The following is a 24,918-nucleotide window of genomic DNA, read 5'->3' on the forward strand; positions in this document are numbered from 1 at the left end:
AGGCGGACTACCGCTCACACCGCAGCGAGCACCGGTCTGCGCGCTTCCGAGCGATAGGACAGCAGGGCGATCGCGAGGCCTGCGACCGCGAGCGCCGCCCCCGTCCATGACGGCGCGACGAAACCCCATCCGGCGGCGATCACCAGACCGCCGAGGAACGCTCCGAGGCTGTTGCCGATGTTGAGCGCAGAGTGGTTCATCGCTGCGGCGATCGACTGGTTGTCTCCGGCGACATCCATCAGCCGGGTCTGGATCGTCGGACTGAGCACCGAAGAGACGAAGCCGACCACGAACACGAGCAGCGCGAGTGTGACGATCCAGAATGCGAGCACGGCGAGGAGAGCGAACACCACGGCCATCGCCGCGAGTCCGAAGAGCAGGGTGCGTCGCAGATCGATGTCGGCGAGGTGTCCGCCGACGAGGTTGCCCGCTGTCATCCCGAGCCCCATGAGCACGAGCACTATGGGCACCGCCCACTCGGGAGAGCCCGCCACCTCGGTGACCAGTGGCGCGATGTAGCTGTAGACCGCGAAGAAGCCGCCGAAGCCGATCGCTCCGATGCCCAGAGTGAACCAGACCTGGGGAATGCGAAAGACACCGAGCTCCTCGCGCATGGTGCGCCCGGGCGAGCCGGGGTGCTTCGGCACGAAGAACGCGATGCATACGGTCGCCAGGGCGAAGACGAGAGTCACGACCGCGAAGGCCGCCCGCCATCCCCAGAGCTGGCCGAGGAAGGTTCCCAGCGGCACCCCGACCACGTTCGCCACGGTCAACCCGGTGAGGATGAAGGCGACTCCCTTGGCGCGGTTGCCCGGCCCCATGACCTCCGCCGCGACCAGCGCGCCGATGCCGAAGTAGGCACCGTGCGGCAGACCCGCGAGGAACCGCGAGGCGCCCACGAGCTCGAAGGTCGGCAGGAACACCGTGAGCGCGTTGAACACGGTCAGCGCCAGTGCCAGCCCGATCATGACCCGGTGCCGAGGAAAACGGGCGACGAAGCCTGCGATCGTCGGAGCGCCGACGACCACGCCGAGCGCGTAGAGCGAGATCAGCCACCCGGCCTGACTCAGCGCGTCTTCAGGACTGCTGGCCCACAGCGTGGGCAGCAGCTCGTCGGCGATGTTGGGCAGCAGGCCCATGACCACGAACTCGGTCATGCCGATGCCGAAACTGCCGATGGCGAGGGAGAGGAGCGCCCACTTCGCCGCACCCCTCGATTCAGTCGAGGGATTCACCTGTCGATTCTACGGGGTGTCGGCGACATCGATCGCCGCTTCGAGCCGCTCGATCTTCGCGTCGAGCTCACCCGTGTAGCCGGGGCGGATGTCGGCCTTGAGCACGAGCGACACCCGCGAACCGAAGGGCATCACGGCTTCGGTCGCGCGCTTGACGACGTCCATGACCGAGTCCCAGTCCGGGCCCTCGATCTCGGTGAACATGCTGGTCGTGCGGTGCGGCAGGCCCGACTCTCGCACGACTCTGACCGCGGCGGCGACCGCATCGTGGACCGACGCGTCGGAGCGCTCGGCTCCGTCGGAGGGGACGCCGCTCGGGGCGACGGAGAAGGCGATCAGCATGGGTTCACTCCCTGGTGGTGGACGGACGGCGGGCGGGCACGTGGACGAGGGCGCGGATGCCGACAGCGAGGAGCACGAGCAGCCCGACGTTCCGCAGAGTCAGGATGGCGACGGGCAGCGTCTCCGCACGCAGCAGCGCGTCGTAGCTCAGCGGATAGATCAGGCACGTGAAGGCGCACAGCGCGAGCACGAGGAGTGCAGGGGCGACCGCTCGTGTGCGGTCGAGGACGAGCCAGAGGATGACCGGAGCGATCAGCCAGGTCTGGAACTGCGGAGAACCGACCTTGTTCATGACGATCAGGGTCGTCACGAGACTCAGCGCGAATGGCGGGAACAGCCGGGCGAAGGAGGCGCCGCGTGACGCCTTGAGCCCGCCGATCACCGTGATCACGACGACGAGTGCCGCCATCAGCGGTGTGAGCACAGCGCTCACGGCATCCGCACCCTGAGCACTGATCTGGAAGGTCAGGATGTCGAAGCTGTACTCGATGCGGGCGGCCCCGGCGATCGCGAGCCACAGGAACGGGGTCGCAGCGACGGCCTCGATCTGCAGACCGCGTCCGGTCTGCTCCGTCAGGAACCCGAAGATCTCGGTGTCGGCCCCGATGGCGACCAACACGATGAGGACGGCGGCCGACACCGCCGCGGCGGTGAGCAGGACCCGCATCCGGCTCCTGGCTGCCACCATGGCCGCGAGCAGCAGCGCACCCGGCCAGATCTTGATCCAGGCGCCGATTGCCAGCAGCGCGGCTGCGGCAGCGGGGCGGCGCACCAGCCAGAGTCCGCCGATCACCGCGAGCGGCACCGTGATCGCGTCGATGCGGTACATCGCGATCGGTCCCAGCAGAAGCAGGGCGGTGATCCAGAACCATGCGGCGATTCGCCGTGGCTGCGACGGCGAACGCCCGACGAGCACGGCGAAGGCGATCGCATCGAGCACCGTGACGAGCGCCGCCCAGGCGATCAGATAGGCCTCGGAGGCTCCCAGCACCGCGATGAGCGGTGTCGACAGGATCTTCGCGAAGAGCATGGGCACGAGCGCGAGCTGCGGATAGACCCACGTCTCGGTGACTCCGACGATCGCCCCACCCGACAGCGCCGCCGACGACCAGGGCTCGTACACCAGCACCACGTCGCCCATAGGCTGGCTCGGATACAGCCAGCCGGCGACCGCCGTGACGAGATGCACGAGTCCGAACGCGCTCCACAGCGCGACGAGACGCATCGAGGAGGCTCGGCTCACGCGACGACGTCCGAGAATGCGCGAGGCAGAGCCTCGGCGACGTCGAGCGCCACGATCGGATGCCCCGTCGCGCCGCCTTCCGCGCCCGAGGCAGAGGCGAGGACCCCGGCATGGCCGTGCAACCAGGCGGCTGCCGCTGCGACCTCGGCCAGTGGTGCGTCGGCGTTCGCGGCGATCAGCGCGCCGAGCACCCCGCCGAGGACATCACCGGTGCCCGCCGTCGCGAGCCAGCCGGTGCCCGCGTGCACACGGATGACGAGTCCGTCCGGATCCGCGATCAGCGTCTGCGCGCCCTTGAGCAGCACGACGGCGCCGACGGCATCCGCGACCCGGGCGACTGCGCTGACGCGGTCGTCGACGGCACTGTGTCCGAGCTGATCTTGCAGCCGTTCGAACTCCCGTCCGTGCGGCGTCAGCACCCGCGGCGCACGGCTCCCCCGCGCCAGGTCGAGTGCTCCCGCGTCCACGATCACAGGCACGACCCCGTCGAGCAGGTCGCGCAGCTCGCTCTCCGCCTCGGTGCTCCTGCTCGCGGCATCCGTCCCTGACCCGATGACCCAGGCGCCGACGCGTGCGTCGGCCGCCCGCGGACTGACCACGGTCTCCGGGCGTCGTGCGATCACGGCGTCCGCGGCTCTGCCCTCGCCGATGTAATGCACGAATCCGGCGCCGGCACGCCACGCCGCCTCGACGCCGAGCACTGCGGCACCCGGATAGGCGGATGATCCGGTGCGCAGGCCGACGACACCGCGAGAGTACTTGTCGTCGTCGGCTCCGGGCACGCGCAGGAAGCGTGCAGTGTCGTCGCGGGACCAGTCGCGTGCGTCGGGCATGACTCCACGTTAGTGCGATGGCCCGCACCGCCCCACCCGGCCGGTAGCGTCGAGGGGTGAGCATTCTCTTCTCCCCTCTGAGCATCCGTTCCGTCACGTTCCGCAACAGGCTCTGGGTGTCTCCCATGTGCATGTACAGCGCGGTCGACGGGGTCGTGCAGGAGTGGCACCACACCCACCTCGCCCAGTTCGCCTCCGGCGGCGCGGGTCTGATCGTGGCCGAGGCCACGGCCGTCGTGCCGGAAGGCCGGATCTCGCCCAGGGATGCCGGGCTCTGGAACGACGAGCAGCGCGACGCGTGGGTGCCGATCGTCGACGCCATCCATGCGCGCGGAGCCGCAGCGGGCATCCAGCTCGCGCACGCCGGCCGCAAGGCGTCGACGTGGTGGCCCTGGGCGGACGAGCGCGGGTCGGTGCCCGAGTCTCAGGGCGGATGGACGGCCACGGCGCCCTCCGCCGTCCCGTTCGAGGGGTTCGCCGAACCTGCGGCGCTCGATCAGGACGGCATCGACGCCGTCATCGAGGGGTTCGCGACGGCGACCCGCCGTGCCCTCGACGCCGGATTCGACGTGCTCGAGGTCCACGGTGCGCACGGATACCTGCTGCACCAGTTCCTCTCCCCTCTGTCGAATCTGCGAGACGACGAGTACGGCGGCTCGCTCGAGAACCGCGCTCGGCTGCTCCTCAGGGTGGTCGACGTGATCCGCGAGGTCGCGGGCGAGGATGTGCCCGTGTTCGTGCGCATCTCGGCGACCGATCACGCCGAGGGCGGCTTCACCCCCGACGAAGCGGCGACGGTGAGCGCTTGGGCGACCGAGCACGGAGCCGACCTCGTCGATGTCTCCAGCGGAGGGCTCGTGGCCCATCAGCAGATCAGCGTGTTCCCCGGGTACCAGGTGCCGCTCGCCGAGGCCGTGCGACAGGGCGGACGCATCCCGGTGACGGCGGTCGGGCTGATCACCGCCGCCGAGCAGGCGGAGCAGGTGCTCGTCGACGGCGCGGCCGACGCGATCTTCGCAGGTCGGGAGTGGCTGCGCGATCCGCACTTCGCGCTCCGGGCCGCACACGAGCTCGGCGCCGAGATCAACTGGCCGCCCCAGTACGAGCGGGCGCGCTGGCGCTGACACGCACCCCGCAGAGAAGCCCCCGGGTCCGCAGGGACTCGGGGGCTTCTTCGTGATCGCAGATCAGTGGCCGCGGATGCGACGAGTCGCGTCCTGCACCTCGCCGACGAGCTCCTCGAGGATGTCCTCGAGGAAGAGCACGGCGGTCGTGCGCCCCTGAGAGTCCCTGACCTTCGCGAGGTGGCGTCCGGCTCGGCGCATCACGGCGAGAGCGTCCTCCAGATCGGTGTCCTCCTGCACCGGAACCATGTGGTTGATGCGCTTCGAGGGCAGCGGCTCGACCAGCTTCTCGGCAGCACCAGGTCCGTCCGATGCCCGAAGGACGTCCTTGAGGTGGACGTATCCGACAGGCGCCCCCTCGTCGTCGACGATCACGTAGCGCGAGAACCCGTAACGGGCGACGGCCTTCTCGACGTCGTCCGGAGTCGTCGACTGCGGAAGCGTCACGAGATCGCTGAGCGGCACAGCCACATCGCGAGCCTTCTTGTCGGTGAACTCCACCGCCGCCGCCACAGTGCCCGCCGTATCGGTGAGCACCCCCTCTCGCCGGGACTGGTCGACGATCGTCGCGACCTCATCGAGCGTGAACGTCGATGCGGCCTCGTTCTTCGGCTCGACCCGGAACAGCCGCAGCACGCCGTTGGCGGCCGCGTTCAGCACCCAGATCACCGGCATGAAGATCTTCGACACGAACACGAGGGGTGGCGCGAGGATGAGCACCGCGCGCTCAGGCAACGAGAAAGCGAGGTTTTTCGGCACCATCTCGCCGAAGACCACGTGCAGGAACGACACGATCAGCAGGGCGATCGCGAACGACACGGCATCGACGACGCCGTCCGACCAGCCGAGCGCGTGCAGCGGCACGGCGAGCAGGTGATGGATCGCAGGTTCCGAGACGTTCAGGATCAACAGCGAGCAGATGGTGATGCCCAGCTGCGAGGTCGCGAGCATGAGCGTCGCATGCTCCATCGCGAAGAGCGCGGTCTTGGCGGCGCGCGATCCGCGGTCGGCCTTCGGCTCGATCTGCGACCGGCGCGCGGAGATCACCGCGAACTCGGCCCCCACGAAGAAGGCGTTCGCCACGAGCAGCACGACCAGCCAGGCCAGTCCTCCCCAGTCGTTCATCGTCCGACCACCTCTGCGGGAAGATCCTGACTGGGGACGTAGCGGATGCGGTCGACACGACGACCGTCCATGCGGACGACCTGGAGCGTGCCGGTGTCGAGGGCGACCTCGTCACCCACGGAAGGGACGCGCTCGAGGATGCTCATGACGTAGCCGGCGACGGTGTCGTACACGTCGCCCTCCGGAACCTCCACCCCCGCCCTGCTCCGAAGCTCATCCGGCCGCAGTTCTCCGGGGAAGGTGATCCCGTCTCGGCCGCGGACGACTCCGGCGCGCGTGCGGTCGTGCTCGTCCGAGACCTCGCCCACCAGCTCCTCCACGAGATCCTCCAGGGTGACGAGCCCCGCGGTGCCGCCGTACTCGTCGACCACGACGGCCAGCTGGTATCCGCGGGCTCTGAGCTCGGAGATGAGCGCGTCGACGTGCACGGTCTCGGGGACGCGAAGCGGATCTGTCGAAAGCGCGCCCACCGGCACCTCGCCTCGTCGATCACGCGGAACCGAGATCGCGGCCTTCAGGTGCACGACCCCGGTGATGTCGTCGAGGTCGTCGTCGTAGACCGGGAAGCGGCTGTGTCCGGTCCGGCGGGCGAGCTGGATGACGTCGTCCGCCGAGTCGCCGACCGCGAGGGCGTGCATGCTCGGACGAGCCGTCATCACGTCGGCCGCCGTCAATCGGGAGAACGTCAGCGTGCGGTCGAGCAGGCTCGCGGTATCGGCTTCGAGCAGCCCGGCGCTCGCCGAGCGGCGCACGAGAGAGGACAGCTCCTCAGCGGAGCGCGCGCCGGACAGCTCCTCTTTCGGCTCGATCCCCATGCTCCGCAGAACTCCGTTCGCACTGCCGTTGAGCACCACGACAGCGGGCTTGAAGACGGTCGTGAACGCGACCTGGAAAGGTATGACGAGCTTCGCCGTCGCAAGCGGCAGAGCCAAGGCGAAGTTCTTGGGCACGAGCTCGCCGAGGATCATCGACAGCACAGTGGCGACCAGCATCGCGACGATCGTGGCGATCGGACCGACGGCCGCCTCGGGGATGCTCCATGCCACCAGAGTGGGGCCGAGGAGGTTGGAGAGCGCAGGCTCCATCGTGTACCCGGTCAGCAGCGTCGTCAGAGTGATGCCGAGTTGAGCGGACGACAGATGGGTCGAGGTGTGCTTCAGCGCGCTGATGGTCAGCGACAGGCGGGATTCGCCGCGGGCCTGCCGCGCTTCCAGATCGGCGCGGTCGAGATTGACGAGGGCGAACTCGCTCGCGACGAAGAGCCCGGTGCCCACGGTGAGCAGAAGCCCCACGCCCAAGAGGATGTAATCCATCAGTCGTTCCTCCCGGTGCGGGGAGGCAGGCAATGGGGCGATGTACTACAACTGGGAGGGTCGTCCATGGTGTCCACGATTCTACGGGATCGCGGCACGTTCGAGCACGGACCGCTACCAGCTGACCGGGAGCGCCTTGCCCTCTTCGTATCCGGCGGCGGACTGCAGTCCGACGAGCGCCCGTTCATGGAACTCGGGCACCGACGAGGCACCGGCATAGGTGAACGACGAGCGCACGCCCGATGTGATCATGTCGAGCAGATCCTCGAGGCCGGGGCGCAGCGGGTCGAGGTAGATCTTCGACGACGAGATCCCCTCCGCGAACAGCTCCTTGCGGGCGCGCTCGTACGCGTCCAGACGCCCGAACCGGGCCTGCACCGCCTTCGTGGAGGCCATGCCCCAGGACTCCTTGTAGATGCGACCCTCGGCGTCGCTCTGCAGCTCGCCAGGCGCCTCGATCGTGCCCGCGAACCAGGAGCCGACCATGACCGAGGCGGCGCCGGCGGCGAGTGCGAGCGCCACATCGCGCGGGTACCGCACTCCGCCGTCCGCCCAGACGTGCGCGCCGAGCTCCTGGGCAGCCTGGGCCGTCTCGAGCACAGCCGAGAACTGCGGTCGGCCGACGGCGGTCATCATGCGCGTGGTGCACATGGCTCCGGGCCCCACGCCGACCTTGAGGATGGAGGCGCCCGCTTCGACGAGGTCCTTGACGCCGTCGGCGGTGACGATGTTGCCCGCCACGATCGGAATGCCGAGGTTCAGTGCGGCGACGGCGGTCAGCGCGCGCAGCATCCCCTCCTGATGTCCGTGCGCAGTGTCGACCACGAGCACGTCGACACCGGCGTCCGCGAGGGCCTTCGCCTTCGCGGCGACGTCTCCGTTGATGCCCACTGCCGCCGCCACGGCGAGGCGGCCGTCGACGTCCAGCGCCGGTCGATACAGCGTCGATCGCAGGGCGCTGCGCGCGCTGAGCGTTCCGACGAGGTGACCGTGGTGAGTGATCGTCACCATGTCGACGCCCGCGTCGGTGATCACGTCGAACGCATGGCGCTCCGATCCGATGTCATCCGCATCGAGCGACGGCGTGCCGGCGTGCACGAGGTCGCCCAGCTGCGCATCCGGCAGCGCGGTGGCGAGCCGTGTCGCCGCCAGGACTCCGAGAATCCGCTCCGCGTCGTACGGAGCCTCACCCGTGGCCACGACGATGCCGTGGCCTGCGGTCGCGGGCATCAGCCGGAGCGCGTCCGACACCGATGCCTCGGGAGGCAGCACGATCGGTGTGTCCCAGAGCACCGGCTGCGCCTTGACATCGCGGATCGCGGCATCGAGACCCTGCAGCGGCATGTCCTGCGGGAGCACGCCGAGCCCGCCGCGCCGCGCGAGCACCGCTGCGAGCCGGGGGCCTGTGACGGAGTTCATGTTCGAGGCCACGATCGGGAGGGTGGCGGGGGTGCCGTCCTGTGGGGCGAGATCGACCTGCAGACGACTGGTGACGGCGGATCGTCGCGGCACGAGGAACACGTCGGAATAGGTCAGATCGACTGTGGGTGACTCACCGGAGAACTCCATACCCCCACGGTACTCAGATAGCGGCGCCGAGGGCGCATGCCTTCGCCGAAGGGGCGAGGAAACACGTTAGGCTTGGAAGTCGAGAGTGTGCGGGCCCGGACGCATCCTGCGACCTGGTGTGCACATATGGACTTCAGCGATGAAAGAGGGCGATCGAGCGTGTCGAACCAGGTGACCGGCGTCGGGGGCGACGGGGGGTTCGGAGCCAATTCCTGGCTCGTGGAAGAGCTCTACGAGCAGTACAAGGTGAACCGCGACTCCGTCGACAAGGAGTGGTGGCCCATCCTCGAGAAGTACCAGTCGGATGCCGCGACCGGCGCCGCAGCTCCCGCACCCGCTGCCGAGCAGCCCGCGCATCCGGTGACCGCGCCCATCCCCGTCATCGGCGCTCAGCCCGTGGCGCGGACCACGACCAAGCCCGCTGCTGCCGCCCCGATTCCCGCGCAGGCCCCCAAGCCCGCGGCGAAGGCCGAGGCTCCGGAGTCTGCGGAGCCCGTCGAAGAAGACAAGGTCACGCCGCTCCGCGGTCTCCCCAAGACCCTCGCCGCGAACATGGACGAGTCTCTGACCGTCCCCACCGCGACCAGCGTCCGCACCGTGCCCGCGAAGCTGATGATCGACAACCGCATCGTCATCAACAATCACATGGCGCGCACCCGCGGCGGCAAGATCAGCTTCACCCACCTCATCGGCTGGGCGCTCATCCGCACGCTCGACGACTTCCGCAGCCAGAACGTGTTCTACGCCGAGATCGACGGCAAGCCCTCGGTCGTGGCACCGGCGCACGTGAACCTCGGCATCGCCATCGACCTGCCGAAGCCCGACGGCACCCGCGCGCTGATGGTCCCCAGCATCAAGCGCGCCGACACGCTGACGTTCAGCGAGTACCTCGTCGCCTACGAAGACCTCGTGACGCGAGCCCGCAACAACAAGCTGACGGCCGCCGACTTCCAGGGCACCACGGTGTCGCTGACCAACCCCGGCGGCATCGGAACCGTGCATTCGGTCCCCCGCCTCATGAAGGGGCAGGGCTGCATCATCGGCGCCGGTGCGCTCGAGTACCCGGCTGAGTTCCAGGGCGCGAGCGAGAAGACCCTCAACGAGCTGGCGATCGGCAAGACCATCACGCTGACGAGCACCTATGACCACCGCGTCATCCAGGGTGCCGGTTCCGGAGAGTTCCTCAAGAAGGTGCACGAGCTGCTGATCGGGCAGCGTGGCTTCTACGACGACATCTTCGCTGCGCTGCGCATCCCGTACTCGCCGATCCGCTGGAACCCCGACATCGCTGTCGACCTGGCTGAGCGCGTCGACAAGCAGTCCCGCGTGCAGGAGCTCATCAACTCGTTCCGCGTGCGCGGACATCTGATGGCCGACATCGACCCGCTCGAGTACGTCCAGCGCTCGCACCCCGACCTCGAGATCGAGAGCCACGGGCTCACCTTCTGGGACCTCGACCGCGAGTTCGTCACCGGCGGGTTCGGCGGACGTCGGGTCGCCAAGCTCCGCGACATCCTCGGCGTCCTGCGTGACTCGTACTGCCGCACGCTCGGCATCGAGTACATGCACATCCAGGACCCGGAGCAGCGTCGCTGGTTCCAGGAGAAGGTCGAGGTCAAGTACCAGAAACCCGGCCACGACGAGCAGCTGCGAGTCCTCCGCAAGCTCAACGAGGCCGAGGCGTTCGAGACCTTCCTGCAGACGAAGTTCGTCGGTCAGAAGCGATTCTCGCTCGAGGGCGGCGAGTCGCTCGTCCCGCTGCTCGACGAGATCCTCCAGGGTGCAGCCACCTCCGGTCTCGAGGGCGCCGCGATCGGCATGGCGCACCGGGGCCGTCTGAACGTCCTGACGAACATCGCCGGCAAGACCTACGGCCACGTGTTCCAGGAGTTCGAGGGCACGCAGACCCCCGGCAACCAGCGAGGCTCCGGCGACGTGAAGTACCACCTCGGCACCGAGGGCACCTTCGTCGCCGACGACGGCTCCGAGCTCCCGGTCTACCTCGCCGCGAACCCGTCTCACCTCGAGACCGTCGACGGCGTGCTCGAGGGCATCGTCCGCGCCAAGCAGGACCGCAAGCCGATCGGCACGTTCGCCTGGCTGCCGATCCTGGTCCACGGTGACGCGGCGTTCGCCGGTCAGGGCGTGGTCGTCGAGACTCTGCAGATGTCTCAGCTGCGCGGCTATCGCACCGGCGGCACGATCCACGTCGTCGTCAACAACCAGGTCGGATTCACGACCCTCCCCAACGACTCGCGCAGCTCGGTGTACGCGACCGACGTGGCGAAGACGATCCAGGCGCCGGTGTTCCACGTGAACGGCGACGACCCCGAAGCCGTCATCCATGTCGCGCAGCTCGCATTCGAATACCGCGAGAGGTTCCACCGCGACGTCGTCATCGACCTCGTCTGCTACCGCCGCCGCGGCCACAACGAGGGAGACGACCCCTCGATGACGCAGCCGTTGATGACCGACCTCATCCAGGCGAAGCGATCGGTGCGCAAGCTCTACACCGAGTCTCTCGTCGGTCGTGGTGACATCACCGAAGAGGAGTACGACGAGGCCAAGGCCGACTTCCAGAACCGCCTGGAGATCGCCTTCGCCGAGACGCATGCCGCCGAGACCGGTGCCAACCAGATCCCCCAGGACCTTCCTCCCGCTGACGAGCAGGTCGGCGCCCCGGAGATCACCGGAGTCTCCAACGAGGTCATCCAGCTCATCGGCGACGCGTTCGTGAACAAGCCCGAGGGTTTCACCGTTCACCCCAAGCTGCAGCAGCAGCTCGAGAAGCGTCTCGACATGAGCCGCAACGGCAACATCGACTGGGGCTTCGGCGAGCTGCTCGCCTTCGGTTCGCTGCTCGTCGAGGGCACGCCCGTCCGGCTCGCGGGGCAGGACTCGCGCCGAGGCACGTTCGTGCAGCGCCATGCGACCCTGCACGACCGTTCGAACGGGCAGGAATGGCTGCCGCTGTCGAACCTCTCCGAGTCCCAGGGGCGCTTCTTCGTCTACGACTCGCTGCTGAGCGAGTACGCTGCTCTCGGCTTCGAATACGGATACTCGGTCGAGGCACCAGAGGCCCTCGTGCTGTGGGAAGCCCAGTTCGGGGATTTCGTGAACGGCGCCCAGTCGGTCATCGACGAGTACATCTCGGCGGCCGAGCAGAAGTGGGGGCAGCAGTCCAGCGTCACGCTGCTCCTCCCCCACGGCTATGAAGGTCAGGGACCGGACCACTCGTCCTCGCGCATAGAGCGCTTCCTGCAGATGTGCGCGCAGGACAACATGATCGTCGCGCGCCCGTCGACGCCTGCGTCGTACTTCCACCTGCTGCGTCGTCAGGCGTACGCCCGGCCGCGCAAGCCGCTCATCGTCTTCACCCCGAAGGCCATGCTGCGTCTGCGCGGAGCGACGAGCCCCGTCGAAGCCTTCACGCAGGGCCGCTTCGAGCCCGTGCTCGACGACAACCGCGGTCTCGATCGCAACGCCGTGAAGCGCGTGCTCGTGCACTCGGGCAAGGTCCACTGGGACCTCAAGGCCGAACTCGACAAGAACCCGAACCCGGAGGTTGCGCTGGTCAGGCTCGAGCAGCTGTATCCGACCCCGATCGACGGGCTGAAGGCCATCACCGACGCCTACCCGAACGCCGAGCTGGTGTGGGTGCAGGAGGAGCCGGAGAACCAGGGAGCCTGGCCGTTCCTCGCTCTCGCATTCGCCGACGTACCCGGTGACCGCAGCTTCCGCCCGGTGTCGCGTCCGGCGTCGGCATCGCCCGCGACCGGTTCGTCGAAGGTGCACGCGGCAGAGCAGGCGAAGCTTCTGCGAGACGCCCTCACCATCAGCTGACGGGCTGTCCGAGAATCAGAGAGGGGCTCACGGGTGATCCCGTGAGCCCCTCTCTGTGCCGTCTGTCGTGGTGGCGGCTGCTTGTCGCTCAGTACCAGATGCCCAGAAGCGGGGCATCTGCCGTGCGGAACGCGTCGTCCAGCGTCGCCGCCGCCTCAGCCGATGCGCGCAGACGGCCCGCCGCACGCAGTCGAACAGCGCTGACCCCTCCCGCATAGATCGACGAGAGTGCCCCGACACCGAGAACGACGTCAGCCTCTGCGTCGTCCTCGATCCGCGTGACATCAGCCGTTCCGTCGGCATCCGTGGCCAGTCGCCACGAGCCTTCGGCGAAGCCGAGTGGATCCTCGACTCGGAACACCACATCGAGGGGGGCCCGGTATGTGCGCGCGCCGAGCGCAGCCGACACGTCGAGGATGCGCAGCCACCCGTGATCGTGGGGGGTGAGCTCCACGCCTCGCTGGTCATTGACGAGCCAGGTGATCGGATCGTCGATCGGACGCAGATCGACGATCACCTTCGACACCAGGTCGTGCTGCAGAGCGAATCGCCACAGTGCGGACAGCGCGTCCGTCGTGGTCGAGGCGAGGTGGTGGATCGCCATGTCGGCGCGGAAACTCCCCTCGACCTCCTTGAGCGTGTAGGCCATCGCCCCCCGAACGGCTCCGTCGGCGTCGACGTAGTGCACGCCTCGCACGGCCCGTGGCGCTGTGTGGCCGACAGACAGCCCGGCGATCCGCTCCCAGCGAGCGTCCCACCCCGCGATCTGACCGGAGCGCTGCGTTCGCGCCTCCTCATGCAGGGCGGACAGGTCCTTCTGAAGCGTGTCGCGATCGACGTATTCGATGCGACCATCCGTGGTCGGCCCGTTCCAGCCCGCTCTCGGCGCATCGATCGACACCTTGGCTACGGGGATCGCCGAGGCGAATCCATACCGCTCGTAGATCGTCGCCTCCGAGACCGTGAGGCCGGCGAGCGCCACTCCCGCACCCGCGGCGGCACGCAGCTCTCCTTCGAGGAGGTTCCGTGCAATCCCGCGGCGACGATGAGTGCCCGATACTGTGACAGCGCTGATCGCCCACATGGGCACCTCGCCGCCTGGAACGGTCAGCGGGGTCACCCACGAATTGACCGTGGCGACGGGGAGATCGCCGTCAGGGGCGTCCTCCTCGAACACGCCGACATTGCGTCGAGTCGCGAGCAGTTCACGGTCTGCCACGATCTGCTCGGGCGTGGGATCGGCATCGAGGAAGCCGCGTGCTTCCGCCCGCAGGAAGGCCTCGGTATCAGCATCCGACCCGTTGTCGACGAGTCGATAGACGAGGTTCTTCGCCGCGAGGCGCCCAGCGGACATGGGATCAACAGGGACGGTTAGCGCGTCGGTCATCCTTCCACCCTATGGGCAGACGCGACAGGCGGCGTCTCGCGTCAGTGCTGCGAGGCCTGCACCTCACGCAGTCGCGCGAACACCTGGTCGCGCAGTTCTTCGGGTGCCGTCTCCTTGCACGCGCGGGCCACGACCTCAGTGAGGGTCGTCGCCACCAGCGCCTCGTCCCGGCAGGACGGGCACTTCTCGAGATGCTCACGGATCTCGGTGTGCTCGGTGTTGCACACCTCGTTGCGGAGGTACTCCTCGAGGTCCTTGCGGGCCTTGTCGCAGCCGCAGTCGGTCATTTCTTGCTCCTCGGGTCGGCCGCAGAGATTCCCCGCTCCACGGCGTAATCGGCCAGCAGCTCCCGCAGCATTCGCCTGCCTCGATGCAGGCGGCTCATCACAGTGCCGATGGGTGTCTTCATGATGTCCGCGATCTCCTGGTACGCGAAGCCCTCCACATCAGCGAGGTACACCGCCAACCTGAAGTCCTCGGGAACAGCCTGCAGCGCGTCCTTCACGACCGATGCGGGCATGTGGTCGATGGCTTCCGCCTCGGCCGAACGGCTGTGCGAGGCGGTGGTCGACTCCGCACCGCCCATCTGCCAGTCCTCGAGCTCGTCGATGGTGCCCTGGAACGGCTCACGCTGCTTCTTGCGGTAGATGTTGATGTAGGTGTTCGTGAGGATCCGATACAGCCACGCCTTCAGGTTCGTGCCCTGCGAGAACGTCGCCCAAGAGCCGTAGGCCTTGACGAAGGTCTCCTGCACGAGGTCAGCAGCGTCCGCCGGGTTGCGCGTCATGCGCATCGCCGCGGCATAGAGCTGATCCATGAACGGGATCGCCTGTTCCTCGAATTCGCGCCGAGGGTCGCTGACCGTCTCTGCGGTTGCCGTGTCATCCATCACCGGCCAGTCTAGGCGGGTGAGGTCGACCGACTCGCGTTCCAGCGTTGCGAGCATGCTCTCTCCTTCTCGGCGTGCGCCCGTATTCGATCATCCGGACACTCGCGTTTACTAAGGTGGGAACCGATGAGCGCCAACAGGTATTCCCCCTCCCCTGTCCAGGGCGTCTATGTCGCGCCGACCAGCACCGCAGCCGTTCATGCGACAGTGACCATCCCCGGCTCGAAATCGCTCACGAATCGCGAGCTCATCATCGCCGCGATCGCGGACGGACCGGGCAGACTCATCGCCCCTCTGCACTCCGACGACTCCCGCCGCATGATCGACGCCCTCCGCGCCCTGGGCGTCGGCATCGAAGAGATCGACGGCGACGGAGAGTTCGGGCCCGACCTCGCGATCACTCCGGCCAAGCTCGTCGGCGGCACGACGATCGACTGCGGCCAGGCCGGCACGGTGATGCGCTTCATCGCACCGTTGGCGGGGCTCGCCCAGCGTGACGTGCATCTCACTGCGCACGAGACGGCCCTCCACCGACCGATGGGCGGCCTCATCAGCGCTCTGCGCGACCTCGGAGTCGACATAGACGATGAGGGCACGTGGGCCCTGCCGTTCACCGTCCGCGGCCACGGTCGCATCCGCGGCGGGCGCGTCGAGATCGACGCCTCGGCATCCAGCCAGTTCGTCTCGGGACTCCTGCTCGCCGCCCCGCGCTTCGATGTGGGTCTGCACCTCGTGCACACCGGCGAACATCTGCCGAGCCTGCCCCACATCGACATGACCATCGAGGCGCTGAGCCGGCGCGGCATCCGGATCGAGCGCCCCGCGACGGGTGAGTGGCTCGTGGAGGCGGGCGTGCCACGTGCCAAGGAGATCGCCATCGAGCCCGATCTCTCGAACGCCGCCCCGTTCCTCGCCGCTGCACTTGTCACGGGTGGCGCGGTGTCGGTGCCGGGTTGGCCGGTGCACTCCACCCAACCGGGCGCTCTGCTTCCCGAGATCCTGCAGGCCATGGGCGCGCACGTCGGCCGTCACAGCGGCACGCTGACGGTCAGGGCGGGGACCGAGATCCGCGGACTCGACATGGACCTGTCTGCGGCGAGCGAGCTGACCCCGACGCTGGTCGGGCTCGCTGCATTCGCGTCCGGCCCCACCACCATCCGCGGCATCGGTCACATCCGACTCCACGAGACCGATCGCATCGCAGCTCTCATCGGTGACGTGCGCGCCCTCGGCGGCGAAGCGGAGGAGCTCTCCGATGGTCTGCGCATCATTCCGCGAGAACTGCACGGCGGCCGCTGGGCGGCGCACCACGACCATCGGATGGCGACGACGGGAGCCCTCATCGGCCTGCGGGTTCCCGGGGTCGAGATCGACGACATCGGCACCACGTCCAAGACCCTTCCGGAGTTCACCCTCCTGTGGGAGCGAATGCTGCGAGGCGCGTCCACGTGAGCTGGCTCGACGACTCCGACGACCTCGAGGACGACTTCGAGGACTATGACGAGAGCAGCATCCGCACGCGCCCGAATCCGAAGGCCAACCGCCCGCGCACCAAGCGACGACCGGCTCATGACGACGCGCAGATCGGCCGCGTACTCGGGGTGGACCGTGGTCGCTACTCGGTGCTGATCGACGAGGACACGCCCGACGAGCGCATGATCACCGCGGCACGGGCGCGGGAGCTCCGCAGGAACCCGATCGTCACCGGCGATCACGCCAAGGTCGTCGGCGACGTCTCGGGCGAAGACGGCACTCTGGGCCGGATCATCGGCGTCGTCGACCGCACATCTCTTTTGCGGCGCAGCGCCGACGACACCGACCAGGTCGAGCGGGTCATCGTCGCGAACGCCGATCAGATGCTCGTCGTCGTCGCCGCCGCCGACCCCGAGCCGCGCGCCCGCCTGGTCGACCGCTACCTGGTAGCCGCGTTGGATGCCGGTGTGCGTCCGCTCCTGGTCGTCACGAAGACGGACCTGGCCGACCCCAGTGCCTTCCTATCGCATTTCGACGGACTCGATCTGCGCGTCTTCACCAGTGCGGAGGACGAGATGCCGGTCGACGAGATCGGCGCTGCCCTCGTCGGGCACTCCACGGTCTTCGTGGGGCACTCCGGTGTGGGCAAGTCAACCCTCGTGAACGCACTGGTGCCCAGCGCGCTTCGCGCGACGGGGCACGTCAACCAGGTCACCGGCCGTGGCCGACACACCTCTTCGTCGACCGTCTCGCTGCGATACGTCAGTCCGGCGGGCAACGGCTGGGTGATCGACACCCCCGGCGTCCGATCCTTCGGACTCGGACATGTGAACCCCGCGAACATCCTCGCCGCCTTCACCGAGCTGGCGGACATCGCCGAGAAATGCCCGCGCGGCTGCACGCACCTCGCCGATGCTCCGGATTGCGCGCTCATCGAAGCGGCCGAGAGCGGCGAGCTGAGCGAGACAGGACGAGCCCGCCTGGACTCGCTGCAGCGGCTTCTGCAGACCTTCGCCGACAAGGCGGAGCAGACCCCCGGCCGGTAGGCTGGGTGTGTGACTGTGCGCCTCGACTCCGGATCCGCTGCCCCCGACTTCGCTCTCCTCGACCAGGACGGTGCGACCGTCCGCCTCGACGATCTCCGCGGCCAGAAGACGGTCCTCTACTTCTATCCGGCCGCGATGACGCCCGGCTGCACGACGCAGGCGTGCGATTTCCGCGACAGCATCTCATCTCTCGAGAGCGCTGGATACCGCGTGGTCGGGGTCTCGCGCGACGAGCCTGCGAAGCTCGCCGAGTTCCGCGAGCGCGACGGCCTCACCTTCACTCTTCTCAGCGACCCCGACCACGCCGTGCACACCGCGTACGGCGTCTGGGGCGAGAAGATGAACTACGGCAAGGTCGTCGAGGGCGTCATCCGCTCGACCTTCGTGCTCGACGAGCAGGGCACGATCACCCTCGCTCAGTACAATGTCAAGGCCACGGGGCACGTGGCCCGTCTGCGCAAGTTGCTCGGCATCGACGCCTGACAGTCACTTCGCCGGGCGCTCGTTCTCGGCGCGTGTGCTCGCGATCAGCAGCGCGAAGCACAGCAGAGCCGGCAGGCCGACCCCGACCGTGAACGCCCAGACGATCGGCTGCAGCGTGAGCGAGGCGAGTGCGAGCGCGATGGCGAGCACCTGGAAGACGACGCCGCCCGAACGCGCCCACGAACGGCCCGTCCTTGTTCCGATGGCAAAGGCGATGAGAGCGCCAGCGCCGATGAGCGTCAGTACGATGAGGGCGAGCGCCGTCGGCAACGATGCGGCATCACCGGCGCCGAGACCGACGAGTTCGATGAGGGCGAAGACGGCCAGTGCGGCACCCTCGGCCGCGAGAACCGCTGAGGCCGCCAGAGCGAGGCCGGGTGAGCGCACTGTTGTCTCCTGAGAATCGAATGAGAACGGCGGAAACCCTTGATTTCGCCGGTTTCATGTAACAGAATGGACAGCGTCATGTGCTCCCACAGCGGCGTGGGGCGGGCTTCGCGCTCGCATCACAGAAAGCGGGCATCCGTCCGTATCTCATACAGGGTAGCTGAACCCGATCTGCACCCGAAATCCGAGTCGTCGCAATGCGATGATTTCTGAAAAACCACACCGAGGAGCCCCCATGGACTGGCGCGATAAGGCCGCCTGCCTGACTGTCGACCCCGAGCTGTTCTTCCCTGTCGGGAACACCGGTCCGGCCGTCGACCAGATCGAGAAGGCGAAGACCGTCTGCGCCACCTGCACCGTGACTGAGATCTGCCTGCAGTACGCCCTCGAGTCCAGCCAGGACTCGGGCGTGTGGGGCGGCCTCTCCGAAGACGAGCGCCGTGCCCTCAAGCGCCGCGCCGCTCGCGCCCGCCGCGCTTCCTGAACGTAGAGAAGCGGCCCGAGACGATGTTTCGGGCCGCTTCTCTGTCTCCGCTCGGTATCGCGGGCGATGCTTCGCCTATGTGGTCAGCCAGCGGAGCGGGATGTCGATGACGACCTCGGTGCCCTCGCCTTCGCTCCCCCGCCATTCGATCGATCCGCTGAGCTCGCCCTGAATGAGGGTGCGGATGATCTGCGTTCCCAGCCCCTGACCGATCCGTCCCTCCGGCAGGCCCTTTCCGGTGTCGTGCACCGTGACGCGCAGATTCTCCTCAGTACGCGCCGCATCGATGGTGACCATGCCCTCTTGCCCGGCGAGGCCGTGCTCGACGGCGTTCGTGACGACCTCGGTGAGAGCGAGCGCCAACGGTGTCGCGTACTCGCTCGGCAGGACGCCGAAACGACCGGTCGACCGCGTGCGCGCACGGGTGTTCGGCGCCGATGCGACCTCGGCCACGAGCTTGAGGACGCGATGGAACACCTCGTCGAAGTCGACCTTCTGCGTCAGGCCCTGGGCCAGCGTGTCGTGCACGACGGCGATCGAGTCGACGCGTCTCATCGCCTGCGTCAGCGCATCGCGTGCCTCATCGGAGTGCGTGCGTCGCGCCTGGATGCGCAGCAGCGACGCGACGGTCTGCAGATTGTTCTTGACTCGGTGGTGGATCTCGCGAATCGTCGCGTCCTTGGTGATCAGCTCCTGCTCCTGATGGCGCAGTTCCGAGACATCGCGACACAGGAGGATCGCGCCGATGCGGGTTCCGTGATCCTTCAAGGGAATCGCGCGCAGCGACACCGTGACGCCGCGCGCTTCGATGTCGGTCCGCCACGGTGCGCGTCCGGTCACGACGACGGGCAGAGACTCGTCGACCTGTCGAGACGGCGGCACGAGCCTCGTGGTGACCTCCGCGAGGGATTCGCCCTCGAGCTCGTCATCGAACCCCATGCGATTGAACGCCGAGAGCGCATTCGGGCTGGCGAACGTCGTGATCCCGTCGACATCGATGCGGATCAGGCCGTCGGACGCGCGCGGCGCGCCTCGGCGAGGAGACGTCGGGGCAGCCGGATCCGGGAAGCTGCCGTCGGCGATCATGCGGAAGATGTCGTTGGCGCACTCGTCGAACGTGATCTGCTGCCGAGACGGAGTCCGAGCCTCGCCGAGGTTCGTGTGCCGGGTGACGACGCCGATGACACCGGCCTGATTCTCACCGCCGCGACGTTCGTTGACGATCGGCACAGCTCTGACACGCGTCGGGGTCTCTTCGAACCAGTCCGGAGAAGACGAGTCCACGATCTCCGCCGAATCGAATGCCCCCTGCACCTGGGTGCGCCACTGAGGGCGCACCCGCTCACCGACGATGTCCCTATAGAACAGGGTGGCTGCTCCGCTCGGACGGGCGTGCGCGACGGCGACGAAGGATCCGTCGCCGGTCTCGATCCAGACCACGATGTCCGCCGAAGCGAGGTCCGCGAGAAGCTGTCCGTCACCGGCGAGTCGGTGCAGCCACTCGACATCGTGGTCGGCAAGACGGCCCTGGGCATTGGCGAGGTCGCTGAGCGTTGACACCCCACCAGCCTAGAGCGCGCCGGCTCAGAGAACGGCCAGCGACGTCGCACGCCAGCGACGGTCCAGCCCTTCGAGCTGGATCGCCACCGCCCGGGTGCGGCCGGGCCCCGCCACCACCACGACCGCTTCGACCTTGCCGTCGACAGGCTCTGTCACGCGGATCGACAGGATCTCGAAAGTCGGGCGCGCAGGCGAGACCCCCCTCGCGCTGCGCGCCCTCGCCGAGAGGTTCGCCCGAGTCACCAGACTCCGATACGCGTCTTCATTGAACCAGCGAGCGAGCTGATCGACTTCTCTGACTCCCGCGAGCACCTCGAGCACACCCTGCGTCAGGCTTCGCAGCAGCGGAAGCGGATCGGGCAGCTCGGCGCGAGGCGTCGGCTGAGGGGCGAAGTACTCGTGAAGCATCATCTGAGGCACTCTCCATCGGGAAGACTGCGCCAAGTAGAGCATGCGCACGACCGCCGTTCGGGTCGTGTTCGTGATGTATGTGGATAACTCGCACATGCCTTCCTGGACATCACTTACGGTGGGGCGCGTGCACTGGGACCGACTGTTCGAAGACCTCGAAGGCCAGCTCGCCTCGGAGTGGGAAAGCGAGCGCGCGGCGCTGGACGCGGAATCCGAGCGATTGCGCATCTCGCGGCTCGAGCTTCGCGCCCGCCTGAGGGTGCTCTGCGCCTCAGCGGCTCCCGCGACGCTCGATCTGCCGGGCGGAAGACGCGTCCGGGCCCGACTGAACACGCTCGGATCCGATTGGATCGCCGCCACGATCGCGCAGGCCGAGGAATCGACGACCAAGCGATCGACCTTGATCGTCCCGCTGCACGCGGTGCGCGGGCTGACCGTGGATCACGGCCTGCTGCTGTCGAGCCTGGACCACGAAGACGGCTCCGCGCCCGTGCTCCGCGAGCGCATGTCGCTCGGGTTCATTCTGCGTGATCTCGCCCGGCGACGGGTTCCGGTGAGGATCGTCAGCGTCGACGACTCGGACATGCATGGAACGATCGACAGGGCGGGAGCGGATCATCTGGACCTCGCTCTGCATGATCCGGGCGATGCGCGAATCGCCTCGTCGGTGCGCGGCTTCCAGATGATCCCCTTCGCTGCGGTGGCCTCGGTGCAGACCGCCGGAGATCACATGCCGTGACGGCGGGAAGTACCCCAGACCTCCGGAAAACTCGCCTCGTTCGCCTGTCGCCACAGCGCCATCCGTCTGGCCTCTTCCGACTGCTCGGCAAGATACTCCGAAAGACTCGACTCCTCGATACGCCATCTGGCCGGGGCGCCGAGCTTGGATCCGCGCAGACGACCCTCAAAGACGAGTTCGACGACCTCGTCGACCTCGATGCTCAGCAGCTCGGCCACCTGCGCCGGAGCGAGGAAGCCTTGCGCGGGCTGAGAGGAATGAGGCATGCTCCCATTCTCCTCCTGCCGCGCCGGAGCGTCAGCGCGGATCCGATGCTGTGGATAAGTCTCGAGCAGCCGCTTCGATTTCTGTGACCATATCGGCATGAGCAAGTTCGTCCGTTCCCGCCGCGCCGTCTGGGGTGACGCGCGCTTCCTGATCGGCATCGCCGTCGTCGCACTGTCGATCGGCGGCGTCTGGGCCGTCGTCTCCTCCTCGGGCACCACGACCCCTGTGCTTCAGGCGACGCGCACGATCGCGCTGGGTGAAGCGCTCGTCTCGGGCGACTTCCAAGTGGTCGAAGTCGGCCTCGGCACTGTCACGGATCGATATCTGGCACCGCAGGAGCTCCGACCCGGTCAAGTCGCGTCCCGCACGCTCTTCGAAGGAGAGCTCTTGGCGACCTCTGCTGCTGAGGACGCCGACGCCAACAGGACGACCACGATCGTCGTCGAGAGCAGCACGAGGATCCCGGCCGAGGTCGCCGCCGGGAGCATCATCGAGCTCTGGCACTCGCCATCGGTCGACGATGGCGGCGGCCATGGACCCCCTCGTATCCTCGTGGCGGACGCCGTCGTCGCATCGGTCACGAAGACTGAAGGGATGCTCGCGGCGGAGGGCACCACCGCAGAGATCGTGATCGACCGAGCGGATGTGGCCGAGGTGCTGTCCGCGATCACCGGCGGCTCTGTTCTCTCGGTCGTGCCGATCGGTTCGACCTCATGACCTCGGTCGTCATCGCCGTTCCGGAGGCCCGCGCGCGCGTCCTGGCCGACGAGCTCGAGATGGAGGGCATCCGCGTGGTCTCGATCGTGCAGCCGAGCAGGGTCCTCCCCCTGCCCGAAGGCGTCGATGCCGCCATCGTCGCCGCGACCCGTGCGGTTCTGACATCCGAGCTCATCGCCGAGTGCGACAGGGCAGGCGTGCGGATCATTCCGCTCGGCGACAGCGACAGCAGACTGCTCGGGCGCTACGGACTCACCTCTGCACTCCCGACGGATGCGAGCGGCTGGCAAGTCGCGGCGGCGCTGACCGCCGACATCCCCGACACCGTCGACCGTGCCGCATCACCTCCACATCGCGTGACGGCGGTGTGGGGCCCTTCCGGTGCGCCTGGAAGGTCGACGATCGCGATCCAGCTCGCCGTCGAACTCTGCCGGACAGGTCGGCGTACCGCCCTGGTGGACGCCGACACCGTCGCACCATCACTGGCGCTGCTTCTGGGACTCAGCGATGATGCGCCCGGCATCGCCGCAGCGTGCCGACGCGCAGAACTCGGCGCACTGGACTCAGCCGAGCTCACGAGGCTCGCGACGGTCCTCGAGACGAGCGCCGGAGAGATCGAGGTCCTCGGCGGCATCAATCGCCCAGGGCGATGGCCGGAGCTGGGAGCTCTTCGCCTGCAGACCACTCTGCGCGCCTGCCGCGGCTGGGCGGAGGAGACCGTCGTCGACGTGGGCAGCGCCTTCGACGCAGACGACGAAGCCACCTACGACCTCACCGGACCACGCCGCCACGCGGCCACGGTCGCGGTGCTGCAGGAGGCGGATTCGATCATCGCGGTCGCATCAGCCGACCCCCTCGGCATCAGTCGTTTCGTGAGAGAACATGCCGAGCTGAGAAGACTCACGACCCCCACACCCATCAGGGTCGTCGTGAATCGCGTGCGACCCGGCCCCTTGGGCATCGACGCGCGTGGTCAGATCCGGCGCACCCTCGAGAGATTCGCGGGCATCACCGACATCGCTTTCCTGCCGTTCGATCAGCGAGCCGCTGATTCCGCTCTGCTGCACGCGCGGCCGATGGCTGACCTCACCCCGCGCTCGACCCTGGTCGCCGGCGTGCGTCGCATCGCAGAGACGTGGGCCTCTGCGTCGTCGCAGCCGTCTACTGGCGGTAGCTCGAGAGGAAGTTCCCGAGGCGCTCGACGGCTTCAGCGAGCACGCGAGGCTCGGGGAGCGTGACCAGCCTGAGGTGATCGGGCGTCGGCCAGTTGAAGCCGGTCCCCTGCACGAGAAGGATGTGCTCCGAGACCAGCAGGTCGTAGACCAGCTTCGCATCGTCCCTGATCTCGTGGACGTTCGGGTCGAGGCGAGGGAAGGCATACAGCGCACCGACGGGCTTGACGCAGGAGACACCGGGAATCGACTCGAGTCCTTCCCACGCGATGTCGCGCTGCTCATGCAGGCGTCCGGTCGGAGCGATCAGGGAATCGATCGACTGCACTCCCCCGAGAGCCGCCTGCACCGCGTACTGCGCAGGCACATTCGGGCAGAGGCGCGTGGATGCGAGCAGGTTGATCCCCTCGAGGAACCCCTTCGCATGGTCCTGAGGCCCGGTGATCACCAGCCATCCGGAGCGGAATCCGGCGACTCGATACGTCTTCGAGAGTCCGTTGAACGTCAGGCACAGAAGATCGGGCGCCAGCGTGGCCGTCGGGATGTGCACCGCATCGTCGAACAGGATGCGGTCGTAGATCTCGTCGGAGAGCAGAAGCAGCTGGTTCTCTCGCGCTATCTGAACCATCCCCTCGAGGACCTCGCGAGAGTAGACGACACCGGTCGGGTTGTTGGGGTTGATGATCACGAGGGCTTTGGTTCGAGGGGTGATCTTCGATCGGATGTCCTCGAGGTCGGGCTGCCAGCCGTTGTCCTCGTCGCAGAGGTAATGCACAGGCGTGCCGTCGGCCAGACTCGTCATGGCGGTCCACAGCGGATAGTCGGGCGCCGGGATGAGCACCTCATCACCCTCGTCGAGAAGCGCCTGCATCGTCATGGTGATGAGTTCGGACACACCGTTTCCGAGGAAGACGTCCTCAGGATCGAAGCGGGGGAACCCGGGGATCTCCTCGTACCGGCTCACCACGGCGCGGCGCGCCGAGATGATCCCCTTGCTGTCGCTGTACCCGTGAGCGGTCGGAAGCGCCGCGAGCATGTCGTGCACGATCTGGTGCGGGGCCTCGAAGCCGAAGATGGCGGGGTTGCCCGTGTTGAGCTTGAGGATCCGATGCCCCTCGGCCTCGAGCCGCGCCGCCTCGACGAGCGTGTTTCCACGGATCTCGTACAGGACGTTCTTGAGCTTCGACGACTGGTCGAAGTGGCGCGTTGGTGTCATTGCGCAAGCCTACAATGACGCGAAGAGGGGCCGATCCATCCGGACCGGCCCCTCTTCGCA

The 24,918-nt window shown here is 67.8% G+C and carries 24 protein-coding genes; 9 read left to right on the forward strand and 15 right to left on the reverse strand.

Annotated elements, in window-relative coordinates:
• Positions 1–14: 14 nt before the first annotated feature.
• Genes ACIOU8_RS04550 through ACIOU8_RS04565 form a run of 4 tightly spaced genes read right to left on the reverse strand, consistent with a single transcriptional unit; the run spans position 15 to position 3,653 of the window.
• Positions 15–1,235 (reverse strand): MFS transporter, encoded by a 1,221-nt coding sequence (locus tag ACIOU8_RS04550; protein ID WP_400786273.1) that lies wholly within the window; start codon positions 1,233–1,235, stop codon positions 15–17.
• A gap of 9 nt (positions 1,236–1,244) precedes the next feature.
• On the reverse strand, positions 1,245–1,577 hold the full coding sequence (locus tag ACIOU8_RS04555; RefSeq protein WP_400786275.1) for an MTH1187 family thiamine-binding protein: 333 nt from the start codon (positions 1,575–1,577) through the stop codon (positions 1,245–1,247).
• 4 nt (positions 1,578–1,581) lie between these two features.
• Entirely contained in the window at positions 1,582–2,820 is a 1,239-nt protein-coding gene (locus ACIOU8_RS04560) for a hypothetical protein (protein WP_400786278.1), read from the reverse strand.
• Positions 2,817–3,653, reverse strand: coding sequence for an NAD(P)H-hydrate dehydratase (locus ACIOU8_RS04565; protein ID WP_400786280.1), 837 nt, complete (start codon positions 3,651–3,653; stop codon positions 2,817–2,819). The genes ACIOU8_RS04560 and ACIOU8_RS04565 overlap by 4 nt, the downstream gene beginning before the upstream one ends.
• Before the next feature lie 56 nt (positions 3,654–3,709).
• On the opposite strand from ACIOU8_RS04565, the gene ACIOU8_RS04570 reads away from it, so the two are divergent.
• Entirely contained in the window at positions 3,710–4,777 is a 1,068-nt protein-coding gene (locus ACIOU8_RS04570; protein ID WP_400786283.1) for an NADH:flavin oxidoreductase/NADH oxidase, read from the forward strand.
• 63 nt (positions 4,778–4,840) lie between these two features.
• Here ACIOU8_RS04570 and ACIOU8_RS04575 read toward each other — a convergent pair whose 3' ends face one another.
• The 3 genes from ACIOU8_RS04575 to ACIOU8_RS04585 all read right to left on the reverse strand — a co-directional run bounded on the left by ACIOU8_RS04575 (position 4,841) and on the right by ACIOU8_RS04585 (position 8,784).
• Positions 4,841–5,902 carry a hemolysin family protein gene (locus ACIOU8_RS04575; protein ID WP_400786286.1) on the reverse strand — a complete coding sequence of 354 codons (1,062 nt, stop codon included), beginning with the start codon at positions 5,900–5,902 and terminating at the stop codon, positions 4,841–4,843.
• Positions 5,899–7,215: a hemolysin family protein gene (locus ACIOU8_RS04580; RefSeq protein ID WP_400786289.1), complete on the reverse strand. Its 1,317-nt coding sequence runs from the start codon at positions 7,213–7,215 to the stop codon at positions 5,899–5,901. The genes ACIOU8_RS04575 and ACIOU8_RS04580 overlap by 4 nt, the downstream gene beginning before the upstream one ends.
• Before the next feature lie 114 nt (positions 7,216–7,329).
• The gene (locus ACIOU8_RS04585) at positions 7,330–8,784 is read right to left on the reverse strand and encodes a GuaB1 family IMP dehydrogenase-related protein (protein WP_400786291.1); all 1,455 of its coding nucleotides are present in this window, start codon (positions 8,782–8,784) and stop codon (positions 7,330–7,332) included.
• Between the two features lie 159 nt (positions 8,785–8,943).
• Between ACIOU8_RS04585 and ACIOU8_RS04590 the strand changes: the two genes are divergently transcribed.
• Positions 8,944–12,627, forward strand: a complete 3,684-nt coding sequence (locus tag ACIOU8_RS04590; RefSeq protein WP_400786293.1) for a multifunctional oxoglutarate decarboxylase/oxoglutarate dehydrogenase thiamine pyrophosphate-binding subunit/dihydrolipoyllysine-residue succinyltransferase subunit — start codon at positions 8,944–8,946, stop codon at positions 12,625–12,627.
• Positions 12,628–12,715: 88 nt separating this feature from the next.
• Here ACIOU8_RS04590 and ACIOU8_RS04595 read toward each other — a convergent pair whose 3' ends face one another.
• Genes ACIOU8_RS04595 through ACIOU8_RS04605 form a run of 3 tightly spaced genes read right to left on the reverse strand, consistent with a single transcriptional unit; the run spans position 12,716 to position 14,960 of the window.
• Positions 12,716–14,014, reverse strand: coding sequence for a GNAT family N-acetyltransferase (locus tag ACIOU8_RS04595; RefSeq protein WP_400786295.1), 1,299 nt, complete (start codon positions 14,012–14,014; stop codon positions 12,716–12,718).
• A 41-nt stretch (positions 14,015–14,055) separates the two neighbouring features.
• Positions 14,056–14,301: a zf-HC2 domain-containing protein gene (locus tag ACIOU8_RS04600; RefSeq protein WP_311257667.1), complete on the reverse strand. Its 246-nt coding sequence runs from the start codon at positions 14,299–14,301 to the stop codon at positions 14,056–14,058.
• A complete protein-coding gene (locus ACIOU8_RS04605; protein WP_290160172.1) occupies positions 14,298–14,960 on the reverse strand; it encodes a sigma-70 family RNA polymerase sigma factor in 663 nt (220 codons plus the stop codon). The genes ACIOU8_RS04600 and ACIOU8_RS04605 overlap by 4 nt, the downstream gene beginning before the upstream one ends.
• A gap of 69 nt (positions 14,961–15,029) precedes the next feature.
• Here ACIOU8_RS04605 and aroA point away from each other — a divergent pair, with 69 nt between their 5' ends.
• The 3 genes from aroA to bcp are packed head-to-tail and all read left to right on the forward strand — an operon-like array spanning position 15,030 to position 17,905.
• Positions 15,030–16,355, forward strand: coding sequence for a 3-phosphoshikimate 1-carboxyvinyltransferase (aroA, locus tag ACIOU8_RS04610; RefSeq protein ID WP_400786298.1), 1,326 nt, complete (start codon positions 15,030–15,032; stop codon positions 16,353–16,355).
• Complete coding sequence (gene rsgA, locus ACIOU8_RS04615) at positions 16,352–17,422, forward strand: ribosome small subunit-dependent GTPase A (RefSeq protein ID WP_400786300.1); 1,071 nt, start codon at positions 16,352–16,354, stop codon at positions 17,420–17,422. Before aroA ends, rsgA begins: the two co-directional genes overlap by 4 nt.
• A gap of 9 nt (positions 17,423–17,431) precedes the next feature.
• Positions 17,432–17,905, forward strand: coding sequence for a thioredoxin-dependent thiol peroxidase (gene bcp / locus ACIOU8_RS04620; RefSeq protein ID WP_400786302.1), 474 nt, complete (start codon positions 17,432–17,434; stop codon positions 17,903–17,905).
• Between the two features lie 3 nt (positions 17,906–17,908).
• On the opposite strand, the gene ACIOU8_RS04625 is transcribed toward bcp, so the two are convergent.
• Complete coding sequence (locus ACIOU8_RS04625; RefSeq protein WP_400786304.1) at positions 17,909–18,292, reverse strand: hypothetical protein; 384 nt, start codon at positions 18,290–18,292, stop codon at positions 17,909–17,911.
• Positions 18,293–18,527: 235 nt separating this feature from the next.
• On the opposite strand from ACIOU8_RS04625, the gene ACIOU8_RS04630 reads away from it, so the two are divergent.
• Positions 18,528–18,776 carry a WhiB family transcriptional regulator gene (locus ACIOU8_RS04630; protein WP_028503730.1) on the forward strand — a complete coding sequence of 83 codons (249 nt, stop codon included), beginning with the start codon at positions 18,528–18,530 and terminating at the stop codon, positions 18,774–18,776.
• Positions 18,777–18,851: 75 nt separating this feature from the next.
• On the opposite strand, the gene ACIOU8_RS04635 is transcribed toward ACIOU8_RS04630, so the two are convergent.
• Positions 18,852–20,336 carry a sensor histidine kinase gene (locus ACIOU8_RS04635; RefSeq protein WP_400786307.1) on the reverse strand — a complete coding sequence of 495 codons (1,485 nt, stop codon included), beginning with the start codon at positions 20,334–20,336 and terminating at the stop codon, positions 18,852–18,854.
• Positions 20,337–20,360: 24 nt separating this feature from the next.
• Positions 20,361–20,747, reverse strand: a complete 387-nt coding sequence (locus ACIOU8_RS04640; protein ID WP_400786310.1) for an Rv3235 family protein — start codon at positions 20,745–20,747, stop codon at positions 20,361–20,363.
• A gap of 127 nt (positions 20,748–20,874) precedes the next feature.
• Between ACIOU8_RS04640 and ACIOU8_RS04645 the strand changes: the two genes are divergently transcribed.
• Entirely contained in the window at positions 20,875–21,486 is a 612-nt protein-coding gene (locus ACIOU8_RS04645) for a hypothetical protein (RefSeq protein ID WP_400786313.1), read from the forward strand.
• Here ACIOU8_RS04645 and ACIOU8_RS04650 read toward each other — a convergent pair.
• Positions 21,474–21,752, reverse strand: coding sequence for a helix-turn-helix domain-containing protein (locus ACIOU8_RS04650; RefSeq protein ID WP_400786315.1), 279 nt, complete (start codon positions 21,750–21,752; stop codon positions 21,474–21,476). The genes ACIOU8_RS04645 and ACIOU8_RS04650 overlap by 13 nt on opposite strands.
• A 97-nt stretch (positions 21,753–21,849) precedes the next feature.
• Here ACIOU8_RS04650 and ACIOU8_RS04655 point away from each other — a divergent pair, with 97 nt between their 5' ends.
• Positions 21,850–22,470, forward strand: a complete 621-nt coding sequence (locus ACIOU8_RS04655; RefSeq protein WP_400786318.1) for a hypothetical protein — start codon at positions 21,850–21,852, stop codon at positions 22,468–22,470.
• The gene (locus ACIOU8_RS04660) at positions 22,467–23,708 is read left to right on the forward strand and encodes a CpaE family protein (protein ID WP_400786320.1); all 1,242 of its coding nucleotides are present in this window, start codon (positions 22,467–22,469) and stop codon (positions 23,706–23,708) included. Before ACIOU8_RS04655 ends, ACIOU8_RS04660 begins: the two co-directional genes overlap by 4 nt.
• Here ACIOU8_RS04660 and ACIOU8_RS04665 read toward each other — a convergent pair.
• The gene (locus tag ACIOU8_RS04665) at positions 23,632–24,858 is read right to left on the reverse strand and encodes a pyridoxal phosphate-dependent aminotransferase (protein ID WP_400786322.1); all 1,227 of its coding nucleotides are present in this window, start codon (positions 24,856–24,858) and stop codon (positions 23,632–23,634) included. The two genes, ACIOU8_RS04660 and ACIOU8_RS04665, sit on opposite strands and share 77 nt — an antisense overlap.
• Between the last annotated feature and the right edge of the window lie 60 nt (positions 24,859–24,918).

Source organism: Microbacterium sp. NPDC087589 (assembly GCF_044743635.1).
Lineage (GTDB): Bacteria > Actinomycetota > Actinomycetes > Actinomycetales > Microbacteriaceae > Microbacterium.

What these genes read in the sequence shown, in the direction of transcription:
- ACIOU8_RS04555 (WP_400786275.1), bottom strand. Translation starts at nt 1,577, where the DNA reads ATGCTGATCGCCTTCTCCGTCGCCCCGAGCGGCGTCCCCTCCGACGGA.
- ACIOU8_RS04565 (WP_400786280.1), bottom strand. Translation starts at nt 3,653, where the DNA reads ATGCCCGACGCACGCGACTGGTCCCGCGACGACACTGCACGCTTCCTG.
- ACIOU8_RS04575 (WP_400786286.1), bottom strand. Translation starts at nt 5,902, where the DNA reads ATGAACGACTGGGGAGGACTGGCCTGGCTGGTCGTGCTGCTCGTGGCG.
- ACIOU8_RS04580 (WP_400786289.1), bottom strand. Translation starts at nt 7,215, where the DNA reads ATGGATTACATCCTCTTGGGCGTGGGGCTTCTGCTCACCGTGGGCACC.
- ACIOU8_RS04585 (WP_400786291.1), bottom strand. Translation starts at nt 8,784, where the DNA reads ATGGAGTTCTCCGGTGAGTCACCCACAGTCGATCTGACCTATTCCGAC.
- ACIOU8_RS04595 (WP_400786295.1), bottom strand. Translation starts at nt 14,014, where the DNA reads ATGACCGACGCGCTAACCGTCCCTGTTGATCCCATGTCCGCTGGGCGC.
- ACIOU8_RS04600 (WP_311257667.1), bottom strand. Translation starts at nt 14,301, where the DNA reads ATGACCGACTGCGGCTGCGACAAGGCCCGCAAGGACCTCGAGGAGTAC.
- ACIOU8_RS04605 (WP_290160172.1), bottom strand. Translation starts at nt 14,960, where the DNA reads ATGCTCGCAACGCTGGAACGCGAGTCGGTCGACCTCACCCGCCTAGAC.
- aroA (WP_400786298.1), top strand. Translation starts at nt 15,030, where the DNA reads ATGAGCGCCAACAGGTATTCCCCCTCCCCTGTCCAGGGCGTCTATGTC.
- ACIOU8_RS04630 (WP_028503730.1), top strand. Translation starts at nt 18,528, where the DNA reads ATGGACTGGCGCGATAAGGCCGCCTGCCTGACTGTCGACCCCGAGCTG.
- ACIOU8_RS04640 (WP_400786310.1), bottom strand. Translation starts at nt 20,747, where the DNA reads ATGATGCTTCACGAGTACTTCGCCCCTCAGCCGACGCCTCGCGCCGAG.
- ACIOU8_RS04650 (WP_400786315.1), bottom strand. Translation starts at nt 21,752, where the DNA reads ATGCCTCATTCCTCTCAGCCCGCGCAAGGCTTCCTCGCTCCGGCGCAG.
- ACIOU8_RS04655 (WP_400786318.1), top strand. Translation starts at nt 21,850, where the DNA reads ATGAGCAAGTTCGTCCGTTCCCGCCGCGCCGTCTGGGGTGACGCGCGC.
- ACIOU8_RS04660 (WP_400786320.1), top strand. Translation starts at nt 22,467, where the DNA reads ATGACCTCGGTCGTCATCGCCGTTCCGGAGGCCCGCGCGCGCGTCCTG.
- ACIOU8_RS04665 (WP_400786322.1), bottom strand. Translation starts at nt 24,858, where the DNA reads ATGACACCAACGCGCCACTTCGACCAGTCGTCGAAGCTCAAGAACGTC.